The organism is Streptococcus sp. 596553 (assembly GCF_900411395.1).
Classification (GTDB): Bacteria; Bacillota; Bacilli; order Lactobacillales; family Streptococcaceae; genus Streptococcus; species Streptococcus mitis_BA.
Genome location: NZ_OXCQ01000016.1, coordinates 9,117 through 25,492, shown reverse-complemented (window position 1 = coordinate 25,492; position 16,376 = coordinate 9,117). Strand labels below are relative to the sequence as shown.

The following is a 16,376-nucleotide window of genomic DNA, read 5'->3' as shown; positions in this document are numbered from 1 at the left end:
TCACTGGCATGACTGTATTTGCAGGCGCAAGATGAACGTGTCCACCATAAAATAGATTCTTATTGACTACAACAGTCACGTCTGTCTTCCCATAAGGCGTGCAGGTTGCTGACCAGCTGATAACGTACTGCTTACCAAGTTCAAATCCCTCTCCATTGTGGCCGACTTCTACGAAATCCGTTCCGTAACTGATTTTCTTGGCCGTGCCACCATTGAGACGGTTCTTATTGTACTGGGTATTTCCGTCACCACCAATCAGGCTAGCATTGACCCTTGCAGTCTCGCTGACTTGCTCCAGTTTCTTGCTTAATTCAGCGATTGAGTTCGCACCACTCATCAGCTCTTCACGGATTCGCTTCACAAACTCAGGGCGCTCTTTCTCCATTTCCTCGTGGATTTTAGCGCCAAATTCTTCCGCCTTAGCCTTGTACTGCTCGATGGCATCCGTGATAGCTTTCTCACGCTTGGCAAATTCAGCATCAAAAGCACGGTCAGCGTTGGCGATTTCCTTTTTCAAACGTTCTTCAAAAATCTGATGCAGATTTCGACTTTCATTCAAAACAGCATCATTTACAATCCCACCGATTGCATTCGCCAGACTGGACTGGAAGGTTCCAAATCCAATTGTCTTCAAGCATTTTGCCATTGGCGAATAGGTGTATTTGGTGATTTTCTTACGAACATCAAGACCATACCATTCATGGTAGATACTGACCACATCGAACATCTGCACCGCAACATCACTCTGGCCGACAACCGATATTTCAAGGTTATCTTCCAACATGTCGCACATACTTGTCCGAAAATACTGCTTACCGTATTCAATCAAGCTAGCTTGGTCTTTGACATTCTGATCATTGACCTCAACAACTGCTTCATAGATTTGGCTGTAGTTCCCAAGTAAGGGGCTGTCAATCACCACTACATAATCAACGTCAGGCGCCTTTTCTCCCTCTCCCTTAACAGTAGTTTTAAAGGTTATCCGAGTTTTTAAAGACTTCGTTGAGGTCTTATGCTGGTAGCTGGACAGGTTTTTCTTGTACATAAAAAGCGATTCATTCTCAGAACCGCCATTTTTCAACAAGCGTAAATTGTAGCCGTTTCGCACCATATCTCCGCCCCACTGACCAAGGATAGAGTGCTTGTCTTTGGCCAAGACCTCCATAGCATTCTTATCCTTTATGTTGAACGTATGCCTATCATCAATATCAGAGAAAAAAGAAAAAGGATTGTCTCTGGTAATACCACCAGCAAAAGCACTCAACACCCTTGTCCCACTGACACGGTCAACCTCTATAGAGCTGACGATGTAGTTATTTAACAAGCTGATAACCTGATTAGCATAGACTTGGATATATCCTTGTTGTTTTTCAACCTCAAAAATATAAAAATCCTGCTCACCATGCAGATCGTCTGCAGTCAGAAAGGTTTCCTCTTTCAGCAATTCCCACTTGGGATCCGATGTAGGAAAACGAAAGGTCAGTTGATAGGTATTGTTCCCAAAATGGACAATTTCATCATTGTAGGCCTCGTTTAAAGGCCTATTTTCCTCTGTAAGATAAATCATAAAATATACCTCCAATTCGGCCTAACCGTGACCTTACGAACCGAACCAGTAAAGACCAGACCGTTATTACCGACTGCTAACTCAAAGAAGCCTCCACGCTTACGTAGCGTATTTTGAACCGCACCATCTGCATTGTAGATATTCTGTTTCTTATGTCTACAATCAATGGTCACTTTTCGTCTAATAGTCAAGTGCATGGTTGTCCGTCCGATAGTTAAAGAAATATCTCCGTCCCCCTCAATCTCAATTACAGGCTCGCTATAGACAGAGCCTGGATTGTTGATGTTACCGCTTGCGGTAAAGACAAGAGGAGCAACATCTTTCTGATAGCGAAAGGGTTGCATGTTCAACTTAAGCTCTAGCTTCCAGGCATGCATCCCATGAGGGCTATAGGTTGCACCAATAAAATCTGCATAAAATACAGAACCCAACTGGTAACTAAACTCCAGCACATTGTCCTTAGGCTGAAATTTCTCCACGATAGTAGAAACATCCAGTAACTTAGGAATGTAGAACGAAAAAGTCCGTTCATAACTCTCATAGCCACCATCCAGCACTCGATAACTTCCGTTGGCTCCGTAGAGGTTAGCATCTTCAATCACCCTAGGTTTAGCAGCCTCTACCTCGCCAAAGTCGGTCACCACACAGTTAGGAATGGTTGAAGTATTGAAACCATTGATAATCATGTATTCCATTAAATTCCCTCCCTAGCATAAATCGCGCCTTGACGTTGGTAGACGCTCATTGAAATTTTATCAGCGTCCAGATAAGTATCTGACGGCTTTTCAAGGATAGCAGTAAGGATCTTCTCCATACTTGCTCTCAGAATCGCTATCTCAGACACGGTTTGACTGTCTTTCGCCTCGATTTGAGCGCTTGGCATGGCCAAACTTGCTTCAATATTTTTGGCAATAGTCGGTGTTCCACCCAAACCAAAATCATCGTTTGAAAATGCGTTTGAGATTTCACCAGCCATTCCACTGACAGATTTCTTAACACCCTTGAAACGGTCTTGCAACCCTCTATTCAAACCTTGCATAATCGCATGACCAGCAGGAATCAAGAGCTTACGGTCATACTCAATCGGACCTTTGTGGTCACGAATCCAGCTAGCAATACCACCAACGAAGTCAGTTACTGCACTCCAAGCAGATTTCAAACCATTTAAAAAGCCATCAAGGATAGCCTTACCTGCCTCCCAAAGGTCAATGTTTTTGATTCCATCGAATATGCTTGTAACCTTATCAACAAGATCACGAACACCTTGTTTCATGCTTTCCCAAGCATTTTTAGCTCCTTGTACAAGTCCATCAATCAGACCTAAGACGGTTGATTTCAAACCTTCCCAAGCACTGCTTGCGACAGATTTGATCGTGCTCCAGATGTTAGATAATATCTGAGCAAAACCATCAAAGATAGCCTTACCTGCAGCAGACAACCCTTTCCAAATTGTACTAAGAGTTGTAGAAAAGTTTTCAAAAACAGCAATACCATATCCAACAATAGCATCTACAATGCCAGAAAAGAATGTTTTAATCCCTTCCCATATCATAGAAACACTATTTTTAATACCTTCCCAAATTAGAGAAAGATCTGCACTTAGTTGGTCAAAATTCCCTGTCACAAGGTCAATGATGATTAAAATAGCACCTAAGAAAATCGATTTGATGAATTCCCAAGCACCTTGGAAAATCATCTTAACCCCTTCCCAAATTTGGGTAAGACCATCTGAAATATTGTTCCAAATATTCATGAATCCATCAATGAACGGTTGAACAATAGCCATCACTGCTGTTGTGATAGCTGTCCATGCCACAGATGCAGCTTCTTGAATACTTACCCACAAGTCAGAAAAGAATGTTACAACGGCATTCCAGGCTGTAACAACTCCATCCCACAATGTACTAGCACCTTCAGAGATTCCAGACCAAAGGTTTACAAAGAAATCAGCAATCCCCTGCCAAGCCTGTTTGATCCAAGCTACAAAAGATGACCAAATTTGTCTACCTGTTTCGGTTTGAGTGAAGAACCAAGCCAAGGCGGCAACTGCAGCTGCAATCCAACCAATCAAAGGTATGGATGATATTGCTGCCGTTATACTTGTAGCAAACGTTGTTATTGCCGTCTTTGCAATTCCAAGCACTCCACTAATTCCACCCAAACCTTGTAAAAAGTTTGCGAATTTCACTACTGGTAAACCAATACCAAGTGCAACTACAGCTGTCTTGAGTAGGTCAGCCGCCAATTTATTTTCTTTGAAAAAGCTAGTAATTTCTTTTAGGATAGATGAACCAGTTCTCAATGCTGAACTCAAAATTTCAAAAGCAGTTCCAAGAAGATTAACTCCCTGCTCACCACCCTGAATTCCTAAGAGATCGCCTACAAAGTCAGCTACGATACTACCAACATTACCGATAGCAGAACCGATATTCTCAAAGGTTACACGGATATTGTCAGCAATATTGATAATTTGGTTCGCTGCATCCTCGCTAAATCCAAGTGCATCTAATATCTCGAAGTTCCCCTCTTTATCCATAGACCCAAAGATCATGTCAAAAAAGGTCTGGAAAATCCCTGTCACACGTCCGATTTGGTCATAGACTGCACTGCCAAAAGCGTCCCCAAAAAGCTGAGAAGCTAGTGAACTGATCCCTTCAGTTAAGACTACTCCTAACCCAGAGAAGATATTGCCTATCATTGGTAAGAAGTTACCAAAAAGGAAAGTTTTAGTAGTTTCTAATAGCGATTGCAAAGCTGGCGTTACATTTTCGCCAATCGCAATTTTACCAAGTACATTCTGAGCAGCTGCTTTCATAGACTCAAATGAACCTGTAAATGTAGTTGCTGCCTCTCTCGCTGTTGTACCAGTGATGTCCAAATTCTCTTGGATGGCGTGAATGGCGCTATAAACATCTGACAAGTTATTTATGTCATACTTAACACCTGTCAATTTTTCTGCGTCAGCTAAAAGCCGTTGCATTTCTTGTTTTGTACCACCATAACCCAATTTCAAGTTATCAAGCATGGTATAGTTTTGCTTGGCAAAACCTTGATAAGCTAGCTGAATGCTTTCCATAGATGTCCCCATCTTGTTCGCATTATCCGACATATCAATCATGGCCATGTTTGCCGTTTCTGCTGCTTTATCTGTATCTCCGCCAAGAGATTGCAACAGACTGGCTGAGAAGCCTGTTACATTTTCCATATAGGCATTGGCTGACAGACCTGTTGTCTTGTAGGCCTCATTCGCAAAGCCTTTGACCTTATCAGCCGAATCTTTAAATAAGGTTTCGACACCACCAAGCGATTGTTGAAGTGCTGCCCCTTCGTTTATCGATGCTCCGATTGCTTTACCAATTCCAGCAGCAGCAATAATTCCTGAAACAGCGCCCATCATTTTAGATCCGAGGGATTCGCCTGCGCTAACGCCAGCTGAGGCAACTTCACCACCCAATTCTTTTTGAATCATTCCACTAATACCTTTAGCAGATGGAATGATTTGTACATAGGCTTTTCCTAATTCGGTCGCCACTAATCCTCACCTCCTGTTTTTGCAAGCAAAGCCTTGCGATAGTTTTCAAAGTCCTCACCAGATTCAAAGACGAGATAATCCCTTTCGTCACTCTCTTCTTTGTTATTTTTTGTTAGCATTTCAGCAATTGACGTTGGGCGATTAACACCCTTCTGCCCATCCTTTGTCTGCAACCACAAAGAAACAGACAGTCTGTCTACAATACTTGCAAGTAACGTCGTTTCCAGAGGGACGATTTGGTCAGACATCATCTGCTTTATCCGCGAATCATCACGCAACCCATACGCAAAAACAGCCACCTCATTTAAAGGTAGCTGTTTATAGTCGTATATCTGGTAAGTTTCCGCTAAATCACAGACAAGAGCATCCTCGTCTAAGGCAATCATCTGAGCAAGGACTAAGATTTTTTTAGGTCTTTGTTGGACTCAAAAATACTCTTGATATCTGCGAACAGTACTTCAGTATCAATGAAGTCGTCTCCATCATCTAAATGAGACAAGAATGCTTTCGCTTGTTCTTTACCAAAAAGAAGATTCAGCAATTTTTCAGCAGCTTCAAAATCCCCCTTCTCCATTTTGGACGCTTCGCGCATGAGATAAAAGTTTCTCAATCGTTTTTTAGGGATTTTGTACTCAAACCCTGACTCTGTTGTTCCTTTTAAGATTTCTTCCATTTACTTTACGCTCCTTGAATGTATTCGTAGTGAGTATTTTCGTCTGTGTCTGGCAATGCAGTGATTGTCAACTCATAGCCGATAGGTTCGCCGTCTTTGTAGCTGATTTCGCCAATTTCGCTAACCTTACCACGAGGAATGACAACGCGCTTCACATAGTCATTTTTCAGCAAAGTATCAATAACCAAGCTATGTTCTGGCAACTCTTTACCGTTGGCTTTTACAGTGATACCTGTTTCAAGGGATCCTGAAACGTTATCTGGTCCATAGACTTCTTTCAAGACTTCAATGTTAAGACCCTCAATCAATTTGTATTTAAAGGTATCTTTCTTTTCAGTTTGAGAAGACAAGACTGTTTGTCCTCCCCAAGCCTTGACTTCTTCTGACTCTGGTGAGTTCCCATTGGTCAATCCATCTTCTGAAATATACCCAAGCGTTTTAAATGCTGGGTTCAAGTCTGTTTTTGCATTCGTTGGGAGATCTGTTCCAGCTGGAGCAGTCGAAACCGCCCCTCCGATTTTCGGCTTAGCAGCCGTTACATTTGATGCTGATGCAGTCGTCATATTCTTTCCTCCTGTTGATTCTGCATTTGGTGTTCTTACTTCTGTCGCTTCTAATTCTGGCGCCAAAACCACACCTCCTTTTTAAAAATAATTGATGTCATATACCGCTTGATAGCGATATTGCTTCGTTTCTGTGTCTGTAAAGTTGTAGTCACTATTGTGATGAACACCGCTGACTTCGTTGACCGTGATAAGATCCTCAACTACTTTCTTGACTTTCTCATTCAGCTCAGCAGCCTTTTGAAGTGATGGTGCATAACTTTGAAAAGCGAATGTGGCAGAATGAACGTAGTCACTTCCACCACTTCCTGTCTTTTCTAAAATGACATAACTCTCAGGCATATTCGGTTTATGTTCAAAAAAAGACGGAACCTCTAACTGTCCGTCCAAAAATTTCTTTATAACTAATTCGATCATCTCATAGCCTTCAGTAAAATATTGTGTTTTTTATTTCTAGCCATGCTCTTGATGTCAGTTGTACTAATCTTCGCATTGGCACGCTTCTGACCTAGCGATACGGTCAATTCAAACCCCTCGCCAGCTCTTTCAGCAATCCCTTGCCCTTTCTCCCTCAAAATGCCCTGCATTTCGGAAGAACGTAGCAAGGCAGACACGCCAGCCGAGTTCAATTGAAATTTCATATCACTCATAAACTTCAACCATGACCTTTCTATTCCACGATAATGGAATCATTGATTCAATCCCCTCTTGAGGGATGCCAATCGTCCGCCATTTACGACCAAAAAACTTGACCTCACGGTTTTCCCACTTGTTAGTATCCCCTTTAGGAATACCAAGTGTATATTCCGCCTTCTTCCCAGTCAAGTTCATTTGATTGATGACGTCCTCTGATGAAGTTGGGGCAACCAATACATTTTGAACCTCAATCTCAACATCACGATGGATTGGATGACCGAAATCGTCATTACCAATTTCCACCTTGTCTATTAAAATGACAGGGATTCCTTTTAGGTATGTCATAAATCTCAATCGCTCCATATCGTTGTTTTTTCTTCAAACCAAGCCTTTTAAGTTCGGTATCTTTGATAAAGAGACCACCCCCAGGCACAAGGTAAGAGCCACTAAACGAATAACCCAAGGCACTTTCAGCAACCTGAGTCATCGGTTCATGGTCTGTTGAGGTCATGAGGGTTCGTGCCACGATATCAACCGTGACAGACTTGGCAACACTAGCGAATGACACGCTCTCAGCCACCATATCGTCAAGGTCTTTACCGACTTTTTCAGCTTCCACTCGCAAAGAATTAGATACAACTTCCAACAAAGCCTCAGCCCTTGCACGCTCATCAAATTTCAACGAGCGCCACAACAATTCCAAGTCTTCAATCTTTGCAAAATTTCCCATAGCTTAACCCTTGTTTTCCTCGTACAAGGCTACCAAATCGGATTTTTTTGAACCCTTATCGTAATCAATGCCTAATTCATCCAAACTAGACTTTAATTCCGCTACGGTCAAATCCGCTCCGCTTGGTGCCGTATCTTCCACAGGCACCCAATCTCCGCCAAGAACACTCTCAGCGGAGATAATCACGCCCGTTTTCGTATCACGGTATAAAGCCATAAAACTTACGCTTTCACACGCGCGAAGGCATCTTCATCAAGGATACCCCAACCAATAAAGGCTTCCGCACGCAAACAGATTTCGTTGTAGGCTTTAAGGTCACGGCCTGCACCGTCTGGATCTCCGTATTCAATGATTTCCATCGGAATGTTTTCAGAGTACCCCCACTTGAAGCGGTTTTGGAAGTCCCCAACGATAGCATGGTCTGTTTCAGCACTTCCACCAGTGACAGTAAGGTTCTTGTTGATATCTGATTTCATTCCATAGAACGAGTCTGGATTTTGACCAAAACGGAACTCAGGATATTGAACAACTCCGTTGACCTTAATTTTAGCCAAGTTTTGACCTGCAGTTGGTGACAAGGCAATACCTGTTACTTCACCACCTTTGGCAACAATTTGTTGAACCGCTGCGTCAATATTGTCATCGATATGATCCTCAGCATAGTTGACAATGTTACCTGTAATCAATCCGTCAAATGAGTTGGTTGCACGGAAAGAGGCATCTGTCATTGTTTTCGGCTCCAAGCCATGAAGAGCAGCAAGGTCAAAGGCTTCTGCAATCTTCTTAGCAAAACCGTCCATATAAGCTGACAAGAAGTTCATTCGTTTTTCTTCTGAAGCGTATTGAAACTCATCTGTAATACGGGCTTGATAAACAAATTTAAGCGGTTTGATAACTTTCGAAGTCAACTTCGCTTTATTTCCAAGTTTTTGCTCACCCTCACCAACGATTTGCGCATTCCCTTCAAGGTTGAAGATAAATTGCTCCACACCATTGAATGGAATTGGAGTTTGTGCCGACAATTTAGCCAGTACAGATTTTCCCTGCACCTTGCTAATCAATTCTGTTACTAGTTCTGGTTTAAAAAGTGTTCCAGCTTCCATTGCATTATCTGCCATAATTTCTATTCTCCTTTTGGTTGTAATTCACGAAGCATTTGCTTCATTTGCATAGTTTTGTCATCACCGATAGCAGGCTCCGTATCTCTTAGTGGTGCTTGAGGTGTTGCTGGACGCATAAAGCCAGCTAGACGCTCAGCGTCAGCCTTTAATGCCTCTTCGTCAGCGCCTTGAAGACGATCAGCCAAGTCATAAGGCAAGCCATTTTGTAAAGCGATACGAGTTCGCAAGCTAGCAGTTTCATAATTGCTTACTTGCCCCTGCAATTCAGTAATTTGAGCGTCTAATCCCGCTCTAGTTTGCTTGTCATCTTCAACAGTAGACTTCAAAGCACTGTTTTCAGATTCCAGTTCTGAAACACGTTTCTTGAGTTCATCATAATCACCGAATTTTTCACGCTCACGTCTGATACGTTCCTTCACGATGTTATCTAGCTCTTCCTGTGTTTCAATCATTTTAAATTCAGACATCTTCATGTCTCCTTTCTCCTGCTTTCCCGGCAGTTCGGTAATTTTTTAGGCATCAAAAAAAGCAGTCTCTCAACCGCTCTTCTTAATAACTGATTTTTTGCTTTTTCTTAGGTTTAGTCGTAGAACAAGCCCAGTGCGCAAGCAAAGCGCTATCCATCAAAGAAATATCCATATCCGCAAAATGCGAGCGATAGCCAAACCCACCGTTTGAACCGATATTCCGCTTCTCACAGTTGGTTGTGATTTTCTTCAAAGACGGTTGACCAGCATGGCACAAAGTCTTTTGATAAATCCCTTGTTCCCACATAGAGTTGGCCACGATGATTTCCTTGACCGTAGGCAATATCACGCTCTTCATGCGTTCCTTCTTCAACTCTTCATCAAGGATTTTCTGACCGCTTGCCCCATCGACTACGATAGTAGCCACATCGGCACGCTTGACAAAATCCAAAATCCAGTCATTTCCGTTACGGACTGACTGACAGTCAATCGTCTCAACAAAAATCCGCTCATCTACAGTACGAACAGCAATACTTAATGCCACGTTTGCGCCATCTTGACCATATTTGACTCCAACAAACAACTTACCTGACAAATCAGGCATAGAGTCAACACACAACTCATTCCATTCCGTTTCCGAAATAGCAGATTTCTGGTTGTATTCTGGCCAATAACCCAAACGCTGAACATTATGGTCTAGCTTATCATCACCAAGCTCAGCTTCTATCTTCCGCTCATTCAAATGGTAACCCATAGAGGGATTGGAGTTATACCAGGCATCGACATCATCGATTTCTTTTTCCTCAGAAACCGACCACTCCGCCCAGCCTGAGTATTTTCCTTTCCCAAAAAGGCAAGTCTTACGGTAATTTGTGAATACCGTCCCATTTGAAACAGGGGTAGGCGGTGTCCCACACATGATTGTGATAGGATTGCTACTATCCGTTACCGTATATTTCAACGCCGATTCCTGCTCAGTCGTATATTCCTGAGCCTCATCGATAACGAGAAGGTCAAAACCTTCCCCCAAACCACCATTGGATGTTCTGGTACGGAATTGTACAATCCCACCACCGTCAAACAGTTCAATCCGCTCTTGTCCCTTGGCTCGTATAGAGCTAAAGTGCTCACCGTCCACATATCCCATTTTTTCAAGGTAACGTTTAACCTTTTCAAAAGAGGAATGAGAGGTGGATATTCTATGAGCCGTGTGTAGGATGTTTAGTCCATTATGCAGGCCCCAAAGTTCAAAAAGATACAAGAGTTCGGACTTCCCATTACGACGAGGAATAGAGTAGCCAAATTTTTGATGCACCCACAAACCATTCTTGTCAACCGCCATGATGGATGTCAGTAAGTTGATTTGCCAAGCATAGCAAGAAAGACCCGTCCGTTCGTAGATTTCTACCGCTTCTTTCGCCTTAGAATTTTTCTTGACGTACTTTAAAATTACCGATTGAGTAGGATTCTGATTGCCAAGTTTCTTTCTAGCCATCCACTGCTCCTTTCAATCGTACCGCATGATAACCCTATCGCTGGGATGATTTAATTGATTACGTTCAAAATATAGTTTTTAGCAACATCTAGCATTCCCAATGCCTGCAAACTACTATCCCAGCTATAGCCAAGATTTATCTCACCATCTTTATCCAAAGAAACTACCAATACCGAAGTATAGTCATGACTAGCCTCAAGATTTTCCTCCAAAATTTCTTTCACAGAAGCACCACGCTCCAGACTAGACTTTCTCTCTGAAAAATCAATCGTGTTTCCCATTGTTACTCCTTTCTAAGCATAATAAAAGCACTTAGATTTCTCTAGGTGCTTAATACCAAGCAACTTGCCCTGATTCTTTCAAACTGCCGTCTTCATTTTTTAGATTTATGATGCATTTTGACACATAATCAAAACCATATTTCGGGGGATCATTTCGCTTTATCTCACGGGTAGAAGGGTTAAATTCAAAAATCTCCCTTCTACTCACATCACCCTCAGGAAAGACCTCGTAATGGTAAAAACCGTTCACAACTTCAATCAAATTAAATTTTAACATTATTCTTCCTTTCCAAATATCGAGTCAAAGCATTACCATAATTATATGTTTCATCTGTTTTAGCATGAGCAGTATCATAATCCATATTCCCTCTGACATACATATAATCATGCTCCAATCGCTCGTGTTTCAATAATATCAAATCATGTGATTGGATATCCTTACCAGTAATCAGACGCTCCCACGACTCTGCCATATTGACTTCTGGATGAAATAAGCTTTCCCCGTCTTTTAAAATATGGATATCATTAAAAACATGATTAAAAGCAATATCAACATCTTCCTTGGTAAAGTCTTTCATTTCCTTAAACTTTCCAATGTTCGAGTAAATTTTTCGCTTCTCTAATTCTTGATTACTATTTTTTATTTTGTCATACGTAAGATAAGCGTGCTTTTCTGCTTTAATAAAATCTTTTGGCAAAATATCATCATTCGATTCATCACGAAAATAATTTCTTGCACCAGATTGAACAGGTAAGCCTACACCTTTTAATACTTCTATTTTAGCACTTTTTTGAGATTCTGCCCAACGTTTAGTATGAACATTCTGTTTCTTCCCATTACCAGGATGATAGTCAACAGTACATTTACAATTGCCATGCCGTCTATATATATCCTTGGGAACTTCTGGATAATTGTATGAACCCTCTAAACTCTTGCACCATTTGCACGGATGACCGACAACTCTTCGAACAATTTTCGGACTCAGCCCCACTTTATGATGAAACTCCACATTTTTTCGAATGCTATCATCCACAATGCTCTGACTAAAATTTACAATCGGATCATCAAGCAACCATTTTACATCATCAAAACTTTCCTCACTTGCTAAACGATTAACCAGACCATCAATTCGGTCTTGATTGAGTTCAGGAACCTGAGCAGCTAACCCAATTTTAGCCTCAGAGTTCAAATTCTTCTGAACTTGTTCAGTATAATCACTCACAAGCTCGTAATTTCGCCCCAGAACGTCCGTCAGCACACGTTGAGCGATATTGTAATACATTTCACCGTCTGGTAGTGTTTCGTTCGTCAGAGAGGCTCCCAGAGCCTTAGAAAGTATCTCCCCAATTTCAATAGCATATTGATTAGCGTCCAAATAACTTGCCTTACTATGATGCAGTTTAGACAGTAAGTCTTTCAAGACCTCGCTGTCCAACCTAGCACCTTCAAACTCAGACTTGATTTTCTTGAGCAGGCTCGGAACGATATCCTCCACCATCTGCACCCTCCTTCACTACTGGAGCAGGCTTGTCTGACCCCTTAATTCCAGTCAAGTCACGGATGGTTTCAGCATCCATATAACCAGGCACCGCTTGATTCAGTTTGATAACACCATCACCAATCAAGGTCAGCATGTTAGCGTCCGCCTCAAACAAAGGCTCCCACTTCACAACCGTTTTATTGAACTGCTTTCTCAGATACGGAAACTCATCACGTAAACAAGTTGCGACATAAGCCACATTCAGCAGACCAGAACCTAGAGAGCGCTGAGCCTTCCGACCAGCTAACCGCAAGTTCTCATGACTAGCTTTGATAGCTTCAACAGATGACGGATTGTCAGACACAAAGCCAAGGTCATCCAAGGTCAAGCCCATTTCTCCAGCAAATCCAGCCGCTGCAGTCCGTAACTGCTCAGTAAAAGGAGACATGCTAGACGTGGTGAATTGTCCCACATTCGGCTTGTCCCCTTCATCATCTTTCGTAAATGTAAGTAAGCTAGATACAGTCGCTTTCCATGTGTCAATTGCCTCAGCATCTTGACTCAATCCCAATACATACTTCTGAGGGAATGAATAGAACTCAGCAGTCACATCTGACCGCTCAAGCGTTCGTTTAGCATATCTCTGATAGTACATCCCAGCCCGAGTAATTCGTGACCGACCAAACGGCCGAACCGCATCAGGTCTATGAATGACTGGCACCAGCAAAGGAACCCCAGTTGGATTTCCGATTGCAAACTGCTTACCATCTTTCGGATAGAACCAAGTCACATCACTAGTAAAATAAGCCTCAAGCACGGCATAACCATTGTCATCCCGTTTCAAGACTGCATATCCCTCAGTTAGCAAGCCAGTGATAGGATCCAGAACACCAGTCGCATTGCTTGCCTCGATAACCTGCAACCTAGGAGCGTCATCGTCATCTCCTTGCGAGATGTAGACAAAACAACACGACCCAATCAATGCTGAAAGGATCGCGCTATCAAAGAATACATCTGGATTGTTCTGAGCAAAGATTTCATTTGCCCCAAACTCATCATTAGCAAACTCACGAAAGACCAAACGATCTGCAAGACTGTCAACACCCTTAGCAGCCCAACCTAAGACCGCCCGATATTGTTGCCTGATTTGAGGTGGTATCGTAATACCAACATCTATATCATTGTGTTGCATAGCATACTGATTGTATCTAGTATCTACACCCATTTTATAATTGGCTAGCTTCTTCCTGAGATAGCCCATACCTTTCAATGTCATTTTATACAACTACCTTTCATTTCCCGCGAGAAAAAATGTACAGTGACGGTGTGAAGCCCTGAAGCACCGAGGGGGAGGGGGTCATCCCCCCCACCTTGGCAGGAACACTCGTCCTTTTTTCAATCTCTGTCTAATTATTTTTTTAAAACACGGTCTATTTATTTTTCTAAATGATTACTGATGGTTTTAATATTAACTCTTATATTTAAACCAATCTGTACTTTGTGGCAAGTTCCTATTACCAATGACCTTTGTTCCATTTGTCTTCTCATCAGCATATAGCTTGTCAGACTTCTGTCTATTGCATTGCCAATGTGCTAACTGCAAGTTAGCAATATCAGATGGATGTCCATTCTTATTTACTGGAACGATGTGGTCAATGACTGGACTTAATGGATGAGGATATCTCAGGTCTTTGTCTACAGGCTGGCCACATATCCCACAAGTGTTTCTTGTCTTTAAGATAATCTTCTTGTTCTTCTCAAAGGCTACTCTATGTGGTCCGCTACGGTCTGCACGGAGGGGGTTGGTATTCATCTAAGGAGGGGGTCCTTTCTTTTAGGGTAGGGGGGTTGGTGTTCTCAAATATACCCCCTCGGTATCTTTCAAAACAGGGGTGTTTTTAGTGCACCCACCCCCTCTTGTATTTAACATATCTTATATTTTGTGACTTTCGAGAGAACCTGCTTTAACTCAGTCTAGGCAATGCTTCAACTACATTTCTAATTTATTGAATTTACCGTTTCTCAATATGATAAATAGACATGCTTTTAATACGTAAAAGTAAGCATACTTTCATCTATTTCATCTTGATTATAGCCTATATAGTCCAATGTTATATCTGGTGCAGAGTGATTAAGTATCTGCATTAAGATAGCTATATTACCATTCTGTTTATAGTGATGGTACCCAAATGTTTTTCTCATTGAGTGAGTACCAATGTGTTTAAGTCCAGAATGATTTGCTGCATCATTTAGAAATTGATACACAGCTACTCTTCCTATATGCTTGATTCTAAGTCCATTGCCCCTAACTTTCTTCCGACTCGGAAAGAGGTAGTCGTAACTTTCAAGATTATTTTCTTTTATGTAGCGGTTCAAGGCTTTTCTTAACTCTGGGTTAACTGCGAACCTTCTTGCTTTCCCTGTCTTTTTCTCCTTTATTTCTATTCTGTCTTGTGTAACATGTTTTACTTGAAGAGGAACGATATCGCTTACTCGTAAACCTGAGTATATACCAAATAAAAAGAGAATATAGTTTCGTTCACTTTTTGATTTTAAATAATTTTTCATTCGTTCAATATCGTCTAAATCACGAATTGGTTCTACTTTCTTCATGTACCTCTCCTTCCTACATAAAAAGCCACTGGTCGTGGCATTGAATATGACAGTAGCTGGAATTGAACCAGCTGGTCTAGCAGTAAAACGCACGTTTGGTAAAAAAATTAAGGAGACCCAAACAACCTGCTAACCTGTCCTTACTGTCTAAGAGGCCGAAACCTCTATATTTTTAGGAGTCCTCATGACTGTTCGTTGCCAATCATTGGATAATACTATTTTAGCACCTTTTTCTGTTCCAATTCTCCCAAGATTTTCCCAGATTTTTCCCAAGATTTTCCCAGAAATCACTTGTAGACTAAAAGGTTGCTAGCTTGATAGGACTCCGCAAACTCTAATAGAGCTTTGTTTAATATCCGATAATACTCACTGGATGAGTAGCCTAGTTCTGAATAAATGCTGTAGTCTTCCCTCCTTTTCTTCCTGCAATATCGTTCGATTAGGATACGTGTATATTCCATATCGGAAAGATTGTTGATTGCTTTAGCGATTAGTTCTAAGTCCTGCTGAGCTGACACTCTACGCACGACCATGCTTTCTACCTGCTTTCTTGTCTGACCACTTGATGATTTTGGTTCAAGCGAGTAGGATATTGTTATTTTTGGAGCGTATTCTTCTCCAGCAATCCGTCTCAGACGACTGTATTTTTTGAGTACCTTGATAGCTTCCTTTCTGGTCTTCTTTTCGTCGATGATATCCAATAACTCTATTTGCACACGAACTCCTCCTCATGATATAATAGTTATGTGAAACTATAACACGAGAAGTCAGCTGTGCTGGCTTTTTTTCATGCCCTACTCCCGAGAATAATATCAGCAGGAAAAGCAAAGTAAGTACAGATATCTTCTACATTATAAATATTCGGTACACTTTCCTCCTTCTCCCATTGAGCAATTAGGTAGCGACTATAGCCTAGTTTAACTGCTAACTTTTCTTGTGACAACTTCCTTTCCTTACGTTTTTGCTTTAGCAAGAAAGCAAACCTACTTGCTTGTCTTGGATTTAATTTATCATTCATCATCCACCTCAATCTTTACGACTGCCCTACCATTCGGATTTCTTCTTTGTGTAGATGCAAAAGTGTAATACTTCAACATCCTCTCAGCAATTCCTGTTTCTTTGCTGATTTCCTCAAGCGTTCCTATCGTCACGAACGTTTCACCTTGATATAATGCGTACTCATTCATGCTCCATCTCCTCAATCAGCCAATCAAGGT

Annotated in this window: 23 protein-coding genes; all 23 read right to left on the bottom strand. The window is 41.6% G+C overall.

Annotated features, from left to right (window positions below; all coding sequences use genetic code 11):
• Window positions 1-1,567, bottom strand: a 1,567-nt coding sequence (locus DSY56_RS10920) for a phage tail spike protein (RefSeq protein WP_234990580.1), incomplete at its 3' end; no start/stop codon positions are given.
• Complete coding sequence (locus DSY56_RS10915) at window positions 1,564-2,262, bottom strand: phage tail protein (RefSeq protein WP_112445661.1); 699 nt, start codon at window positions 2,260-2,262, stop codon at window positions 1,564-1,566. The genes DSY56_RS10920 and DSY56_RS10915, both read right to left, overlap by 4 nt.
• Window positions 2,262-5,099 carry a phage tail protein gene (locus tag DSY56_RS10910; protein ID WP_112445659.1) on the bottom strand — a complete coding sequence of 946 codons (2,838 nt, stop codon included), beginning with the start codon at window positions 5,097-5,099 and terminating at the stop codon, window positions 2,262-2,264. Before DSY56_RS10910 ends, DSY56_RS10915 begins: the two co-directional genes overlap by 1 nt.
• Window positions 5,099-5,485: a DUF5361 domain-containing protein gene (locus tag DSY56_RS10905; protein ID WP_112445657.1), complete on the bottom strand. Its 387-nt coding sequence runs from the start codon at window positions 5,483-5,485 to the stop codon at window positions 5,099-5,101. The genes DSY56_RS10910 and DSY56_RS10905 overlap by 1 nt, the downstream gene beginning before the upstream one ends.
• A gap of 11 nt (window positions 5,486-5,496) precedes the next feature.
• Window positions 5,497-5,772, bottom strand: a complete 276-nt coding sequence (locus DSY56_RS10900; protein WP_112445655.1) for a hypothetical protein — start codon at window positions 5,770-5,772, stop codon at window positions 5,497-5,499.
• 5 nt (window positions 5,773-5,777) lie between these two features.
• Window positions 5,778-6,335 carry a phage tail tube protein gene (locus tag DSY56_RS10895; protein ID WP_112445665.1) on the bottom strand — a complete coding sequence of 186 codons (558 nt, stop codon included), beginning with the start codon at window positions 6,333-6,335 and terminating at the stop codon, window positions 5,778-5,780.
• Between the two features lie 81 nt (window positions 6,336-6,416).
• On the bottom strand, window positions 6,417-6,752 hold the full coding sequence (locus DSY56_RS10890) for a hypothetical protein (protein WP_055361583.1): 336 nt from the start codon (window positions 6,750-6,752) through the stop codon (window positions 6,417-6,419).
• Window positions 6,749-6,985: a hypothetical protein gene (locus tag DSY56_RS10885; RefSeq protein WP_112445663.1), complete on the bottom strand. Its 237-nt coding sequence runs from the start codon at window positions 6,983-6,985 to the stop codon at window positions 6,749-6,751. Before DSY56_RS10885 ends, DSY56_RS10890 begins: the two co-directional genes overlap by 4 nt.
• Window positions 6,978-7,316: a hypothetical protein gene (locus DSY56_RS10880; protein ID WP_050216388.1), complete on the bottom strand. Its 339-nt coding sequence runs from the start codon at window positions 7,314-7,316 to the stop codon at window positions 6,978-6,980. The genes DSY56_RS10885 and DSY56_RS10880 overlap by 8 nt, the downstream gene beginning before the upstream one ends.
• A complete protein-coding gene (locus DSY56_RS10875) occupies window positions 7,261-7,701 on the bottom strand; it encodes a phage Gp19/Gp15/Gp42 family protein (RefSeq protein WP_050216387.1) in 441 nt (146 codons plus the stop codon). The genes DSY56_RS10880 and DSY56_RS10875 overlap by 56 nt, the downstream gene beginning before the upstream one ends.
• Before the next feature lie 3 nt (window positions 7,702-7,704).
• Entirely contained in the window at window positions 7,705-7,917 is a 213-nt protein-coding gene (locus tag DSY56_RS10870; RefSeq protein WP_050216386.1) for a HeH/LEM domain-containing protein, read from the bottom strand.
• Window positions 7,918-7,922: 5 nt separating this feature from the next.
• Complete coding sequence (locus DSY56_RS10865; protein ID WP_112445653.1) at window positions 7,923-8,819, bottom strand: phage major capsid family protein; 897 nt, start codon at window positions 8,817-8,819, stop codon at window positions 7,923-7,925.
• Window positions 8,820-8,824: 5 nt separating this feature from the next.
• Complete coding sequence (locus tag DSY56_RS10860; RefSeq protein WP_112445651.1) at window positions 8,825-9,289, bottom strand: capsid assembly scaffolding protein Gp46 family protein; 465 nt, start codon at window positions 9,287-9,289, stop codon at window positions 8,825-8,827.
• 82 nt (window positions 9,290-9,371) lie between these two features.
• Window positions 9,372-10,784, bottom strand: coding sequence for a terminase (locus tag DSY56_RS10855; RefSeq protein ID WP_112445649.1), 1,413 nt, complete (start codon window positions 10,782-10,784; stop codon window positions 9,372-9,374).
• A 50-nt stretch (window positions 10,785-10,834) separates the two neighbouring features.
• Window positions 10,835-11,065 (bottom strand): hypothetical protein, encoded by a 231-nt coding sequence (locus tag DSY56_RS10850; protein ID WP_112445648.1) that lies wholly within the window; start codon window positions 11,063-11,065, stop codon window positions 10,835-10,837.
• A 49-nt stretch (window positions 11,066-11,114) separates the two neighbouring features.
• Window positions 11,115-11,342 (bottom strand): hypothetical protein, encoded by a 228-nt coding sequence (locus DSY56_RS10845; RefSeq protein ID WP_112445646.1) that lies wholly within the window; start codon window positions 11,340-11,342, stop codon window positions 11,115-11,117.
• Complete coding sequence (locus DSY56_RS12535; RefSeq protein ID WP_234990578.1) at window positions 11,329-12,564, bottom strand: hypothetical protein; 1,236 nt, start codon at window positions 12,562-12,564, stop codon at window positions 11,329-11,331. Before DSY56_RS12535 ends, DSY56_RS10845 begins: the two co-directional genes overlap by 14 nt.
• Complete coding sequence (locus tag DSY56_RS10835; protein WP_112445644.1) at window positions 12,518-13,822, bottom strand: hypothetical protein; 1,305 nt, start codon at window positions 13,820-13,822, stop codon at window positions 12,518-12,520. The genes DSY56_RS12535 and DSY56_RS10835 overlap by 47 nt, the downstream gene beginning before the upstream one ends.
• A gap of 192 nt (window positions 13,823-14,014) precedes the next feature.
• Entirely contained in the window at window positions 14,015-14,359 is a 345-nt protein-coding gene (locus DSY56_RS10830) for an HNH endonuclease (RefSeq protein ID WP_050228905.1), read from the bottom strand.
• A 233-nt stretch (window positions 14,360-14,592) separates the two neighbouring features.
• On the bottom strand, window positions 14,593-15,159 hold the full coding sequence (locus DSY56_RS10825; RefSeq protein WP_112445642.1) for a site-specific integrase: 567 nt from the start codon (window positions 15,157-15,159) through the stop codon (window positions 14,593-14,595).
• Between the two features lie 287 nt (window positions 15,160-15,446).
• Window positions 15,447-15,875: an ArpU family phage packaging/lysis transcriptional regulator gene (locus DSY56_RS10820; RefSeq protein ID WP_112445640.1), complete on the bottom strand. Its 429-nt coding sequence runs from the start codon at window positions 15,873-15,875 to the stop codon at window positions 15,447-15,449.
• A 71-nt stretch (window positions 15,876-15,946) separates the two neighbouring features.
• The gene (locus DSY56_RS10815) at window positions 15,947-16,177 is read right to left on the bottom strand and encodes a helix-turn-helix domain-containing protein (RefSeq protein ID WP_112445637.1); all 231 of its coding nucleotides are present in this window, start codon (window positions 16,175-16,177) and stop codon (window positions 15,947-15,949) included.
• On the bottom strand, window positions 16,170-16,346 hold the full coding sequence (locus tag DSY56_RS12115; protein ID WP_200832449.1) for a hypothetical protein: 177 nt from the start codon (window positions 16,344-16,346) through the stop codon (window positions 16,170-16,172). The genes DSY56_RS10815 and DSY56_RS12115 overlap by 8 nt, the downstream gene beginning before the upstream one ends.
• Window positions 16,347-16,376: the final 30 nt, after the last annotated feature.

Excerpts from the sequence above, each read along its gene's own strand:
- DSY56_RS10915 (WP_112445661.1), bottom strand. The coding sequence starts at position 2,262 with ATGGAATACATGATTATCAATGGTTTCAATACTTCAACCATTCCTAAC.
- DSY56_RS10905 (WP_112445657.1), bottom strand. The coding sequence starts at position 5,485 with ATGATTGCCTTAGACGAGGATGCTCTTGTCTGTGATTTAGCGGAAACT.
- DSY56_RS10900 (WP_112445655.1), bottom strand. The coding sequence starts at position 5,772 with ATGGAAGAAATCTTAAAAGGAACAACAGAGTCAGGGTTTGAGTACAAA.
- DSY56_RS10895 (WP_112445665.1), bottom strand. The coding sequence starts at position 6,335 with ATGACGACTGCATCAGCATCAAATGTAACGGCTGCTAAGCCGAAAATC.
- DSY56_RS10890 (WP_055361583.1), bottom strand. The coding sequence starts at position 6,752 with ATGATCGAATTAGTTATAAAGAAATTTTTGGACGGACAGTTAGAGGTT.
- DSY56_RS10885 (WP_112445663.1), bottom strand. The coding sequence starts at position 6,985 with ATGAGTGATATGAAATTTCAATTGAACTCGGCTGGCGTGTCTGCCTTG.
- DSY56_RS10880 (WP_050216388.1), bottom strand. The coding sequence starts at position 7,316 with ATGACATACCTAAAAGGAATCCCTGTCATTTTAATAGACAAGGTGGAA.
- DSY56_RS10875 (WP_050216387.1), bottom strand. The coding sequence starts at position 7,701 with ATGGGAAATTTTGCAAAGATTGAAGACTTGGAATTGTTGTGGCGCTCG.
- DSY56_RS10870 (WP_050216386.1), bottom strand. The coding sequence starts at position 7,917 with ATGGCTTTATACCGTGATACGAAAACGGGCGTGATTATCTCCGCTGAG.
- DSY56_RS10865 (WP_112445653.1), bottom strand. The coding sequence starts at position 8,819 with ATGGCAGATAATGCAATGGAAGCTGGAACACTTTTTAAACCAGAACTA.
- DSY56_RS10860 (WP_112445651.1), bottom strand. The coding sequence starts at position 9,289 with ATGTCTGAATTTAAAATGATTGAAACACAGGAAGAGCTAGATAACATC.
- DSY56_RS10855 (WP_112445649.1), bottom strand. The coding sequence starts at position 10,784 with ATGGCTAGAAAGAAACTTGGCAATCAGAATCCTACTCAATCGGTAATT.
- DSY56_RS10850 (WP_112445648.1), bottom strand. The coding sequence starts at position 11,065 with ATGGGAAACACGATTGATTTTTCAGAGAGAAAGTCTAGTCTGGAGCGT.
- DSY56_RS10845 (WP_112445646.1), bottom strand. The coding sequence starts at position 11,342 with ATGTTAAAATTTAATTTGATTGAAGTTGTGAACGGTTTTTACCATTAC.
- DSY56_RS12535 (WP_234990578.1), bottom strand. The coding sequence starts at position 12,564 with ATGGTGGAGGATATCGTTCCGAGCCTGCTCAAGAAAATCAAGTCTGAG.
- DSY56_RS10835 (WP_112445644.1), bottom strand. The coding sequence starts at position 13,822 with ATGACATTGAAAGGTATGGGCTATCTCAGGAAGAAGCTAGCCAATTAT.
- DSY56_RS10830 (WP_050228905.1), bottom strand. The coding sequence starts at position 14,359 with ATGAATACCAACCCCCTCCGTGCAGACCGTAGCGGACCACATAGAGTA.
- DSY56_RS10825 (WP_112445642.1), bottom strand. The coding sequence starts at position 15,159 with ATGAAGAAAGTAGAACCAATTCGTGATTTAGACGATATTGAACGAATG.
- DSY56_RS10815 (WP_112445637.1), bottom strand. The coding sequence starts at position 16,177 with ATGAATGATAAATTAAATCCAAGACAAGCAAGTAGGTTTGCTTTCTTG.
- DSY56_RS12115 (WP_200832449.1), bottom strand. The coding sequence starts at position 16,346 with ATGAATGAGTACGCATTATATCAAGGTGAAACGTTCGTGACGATAGGA.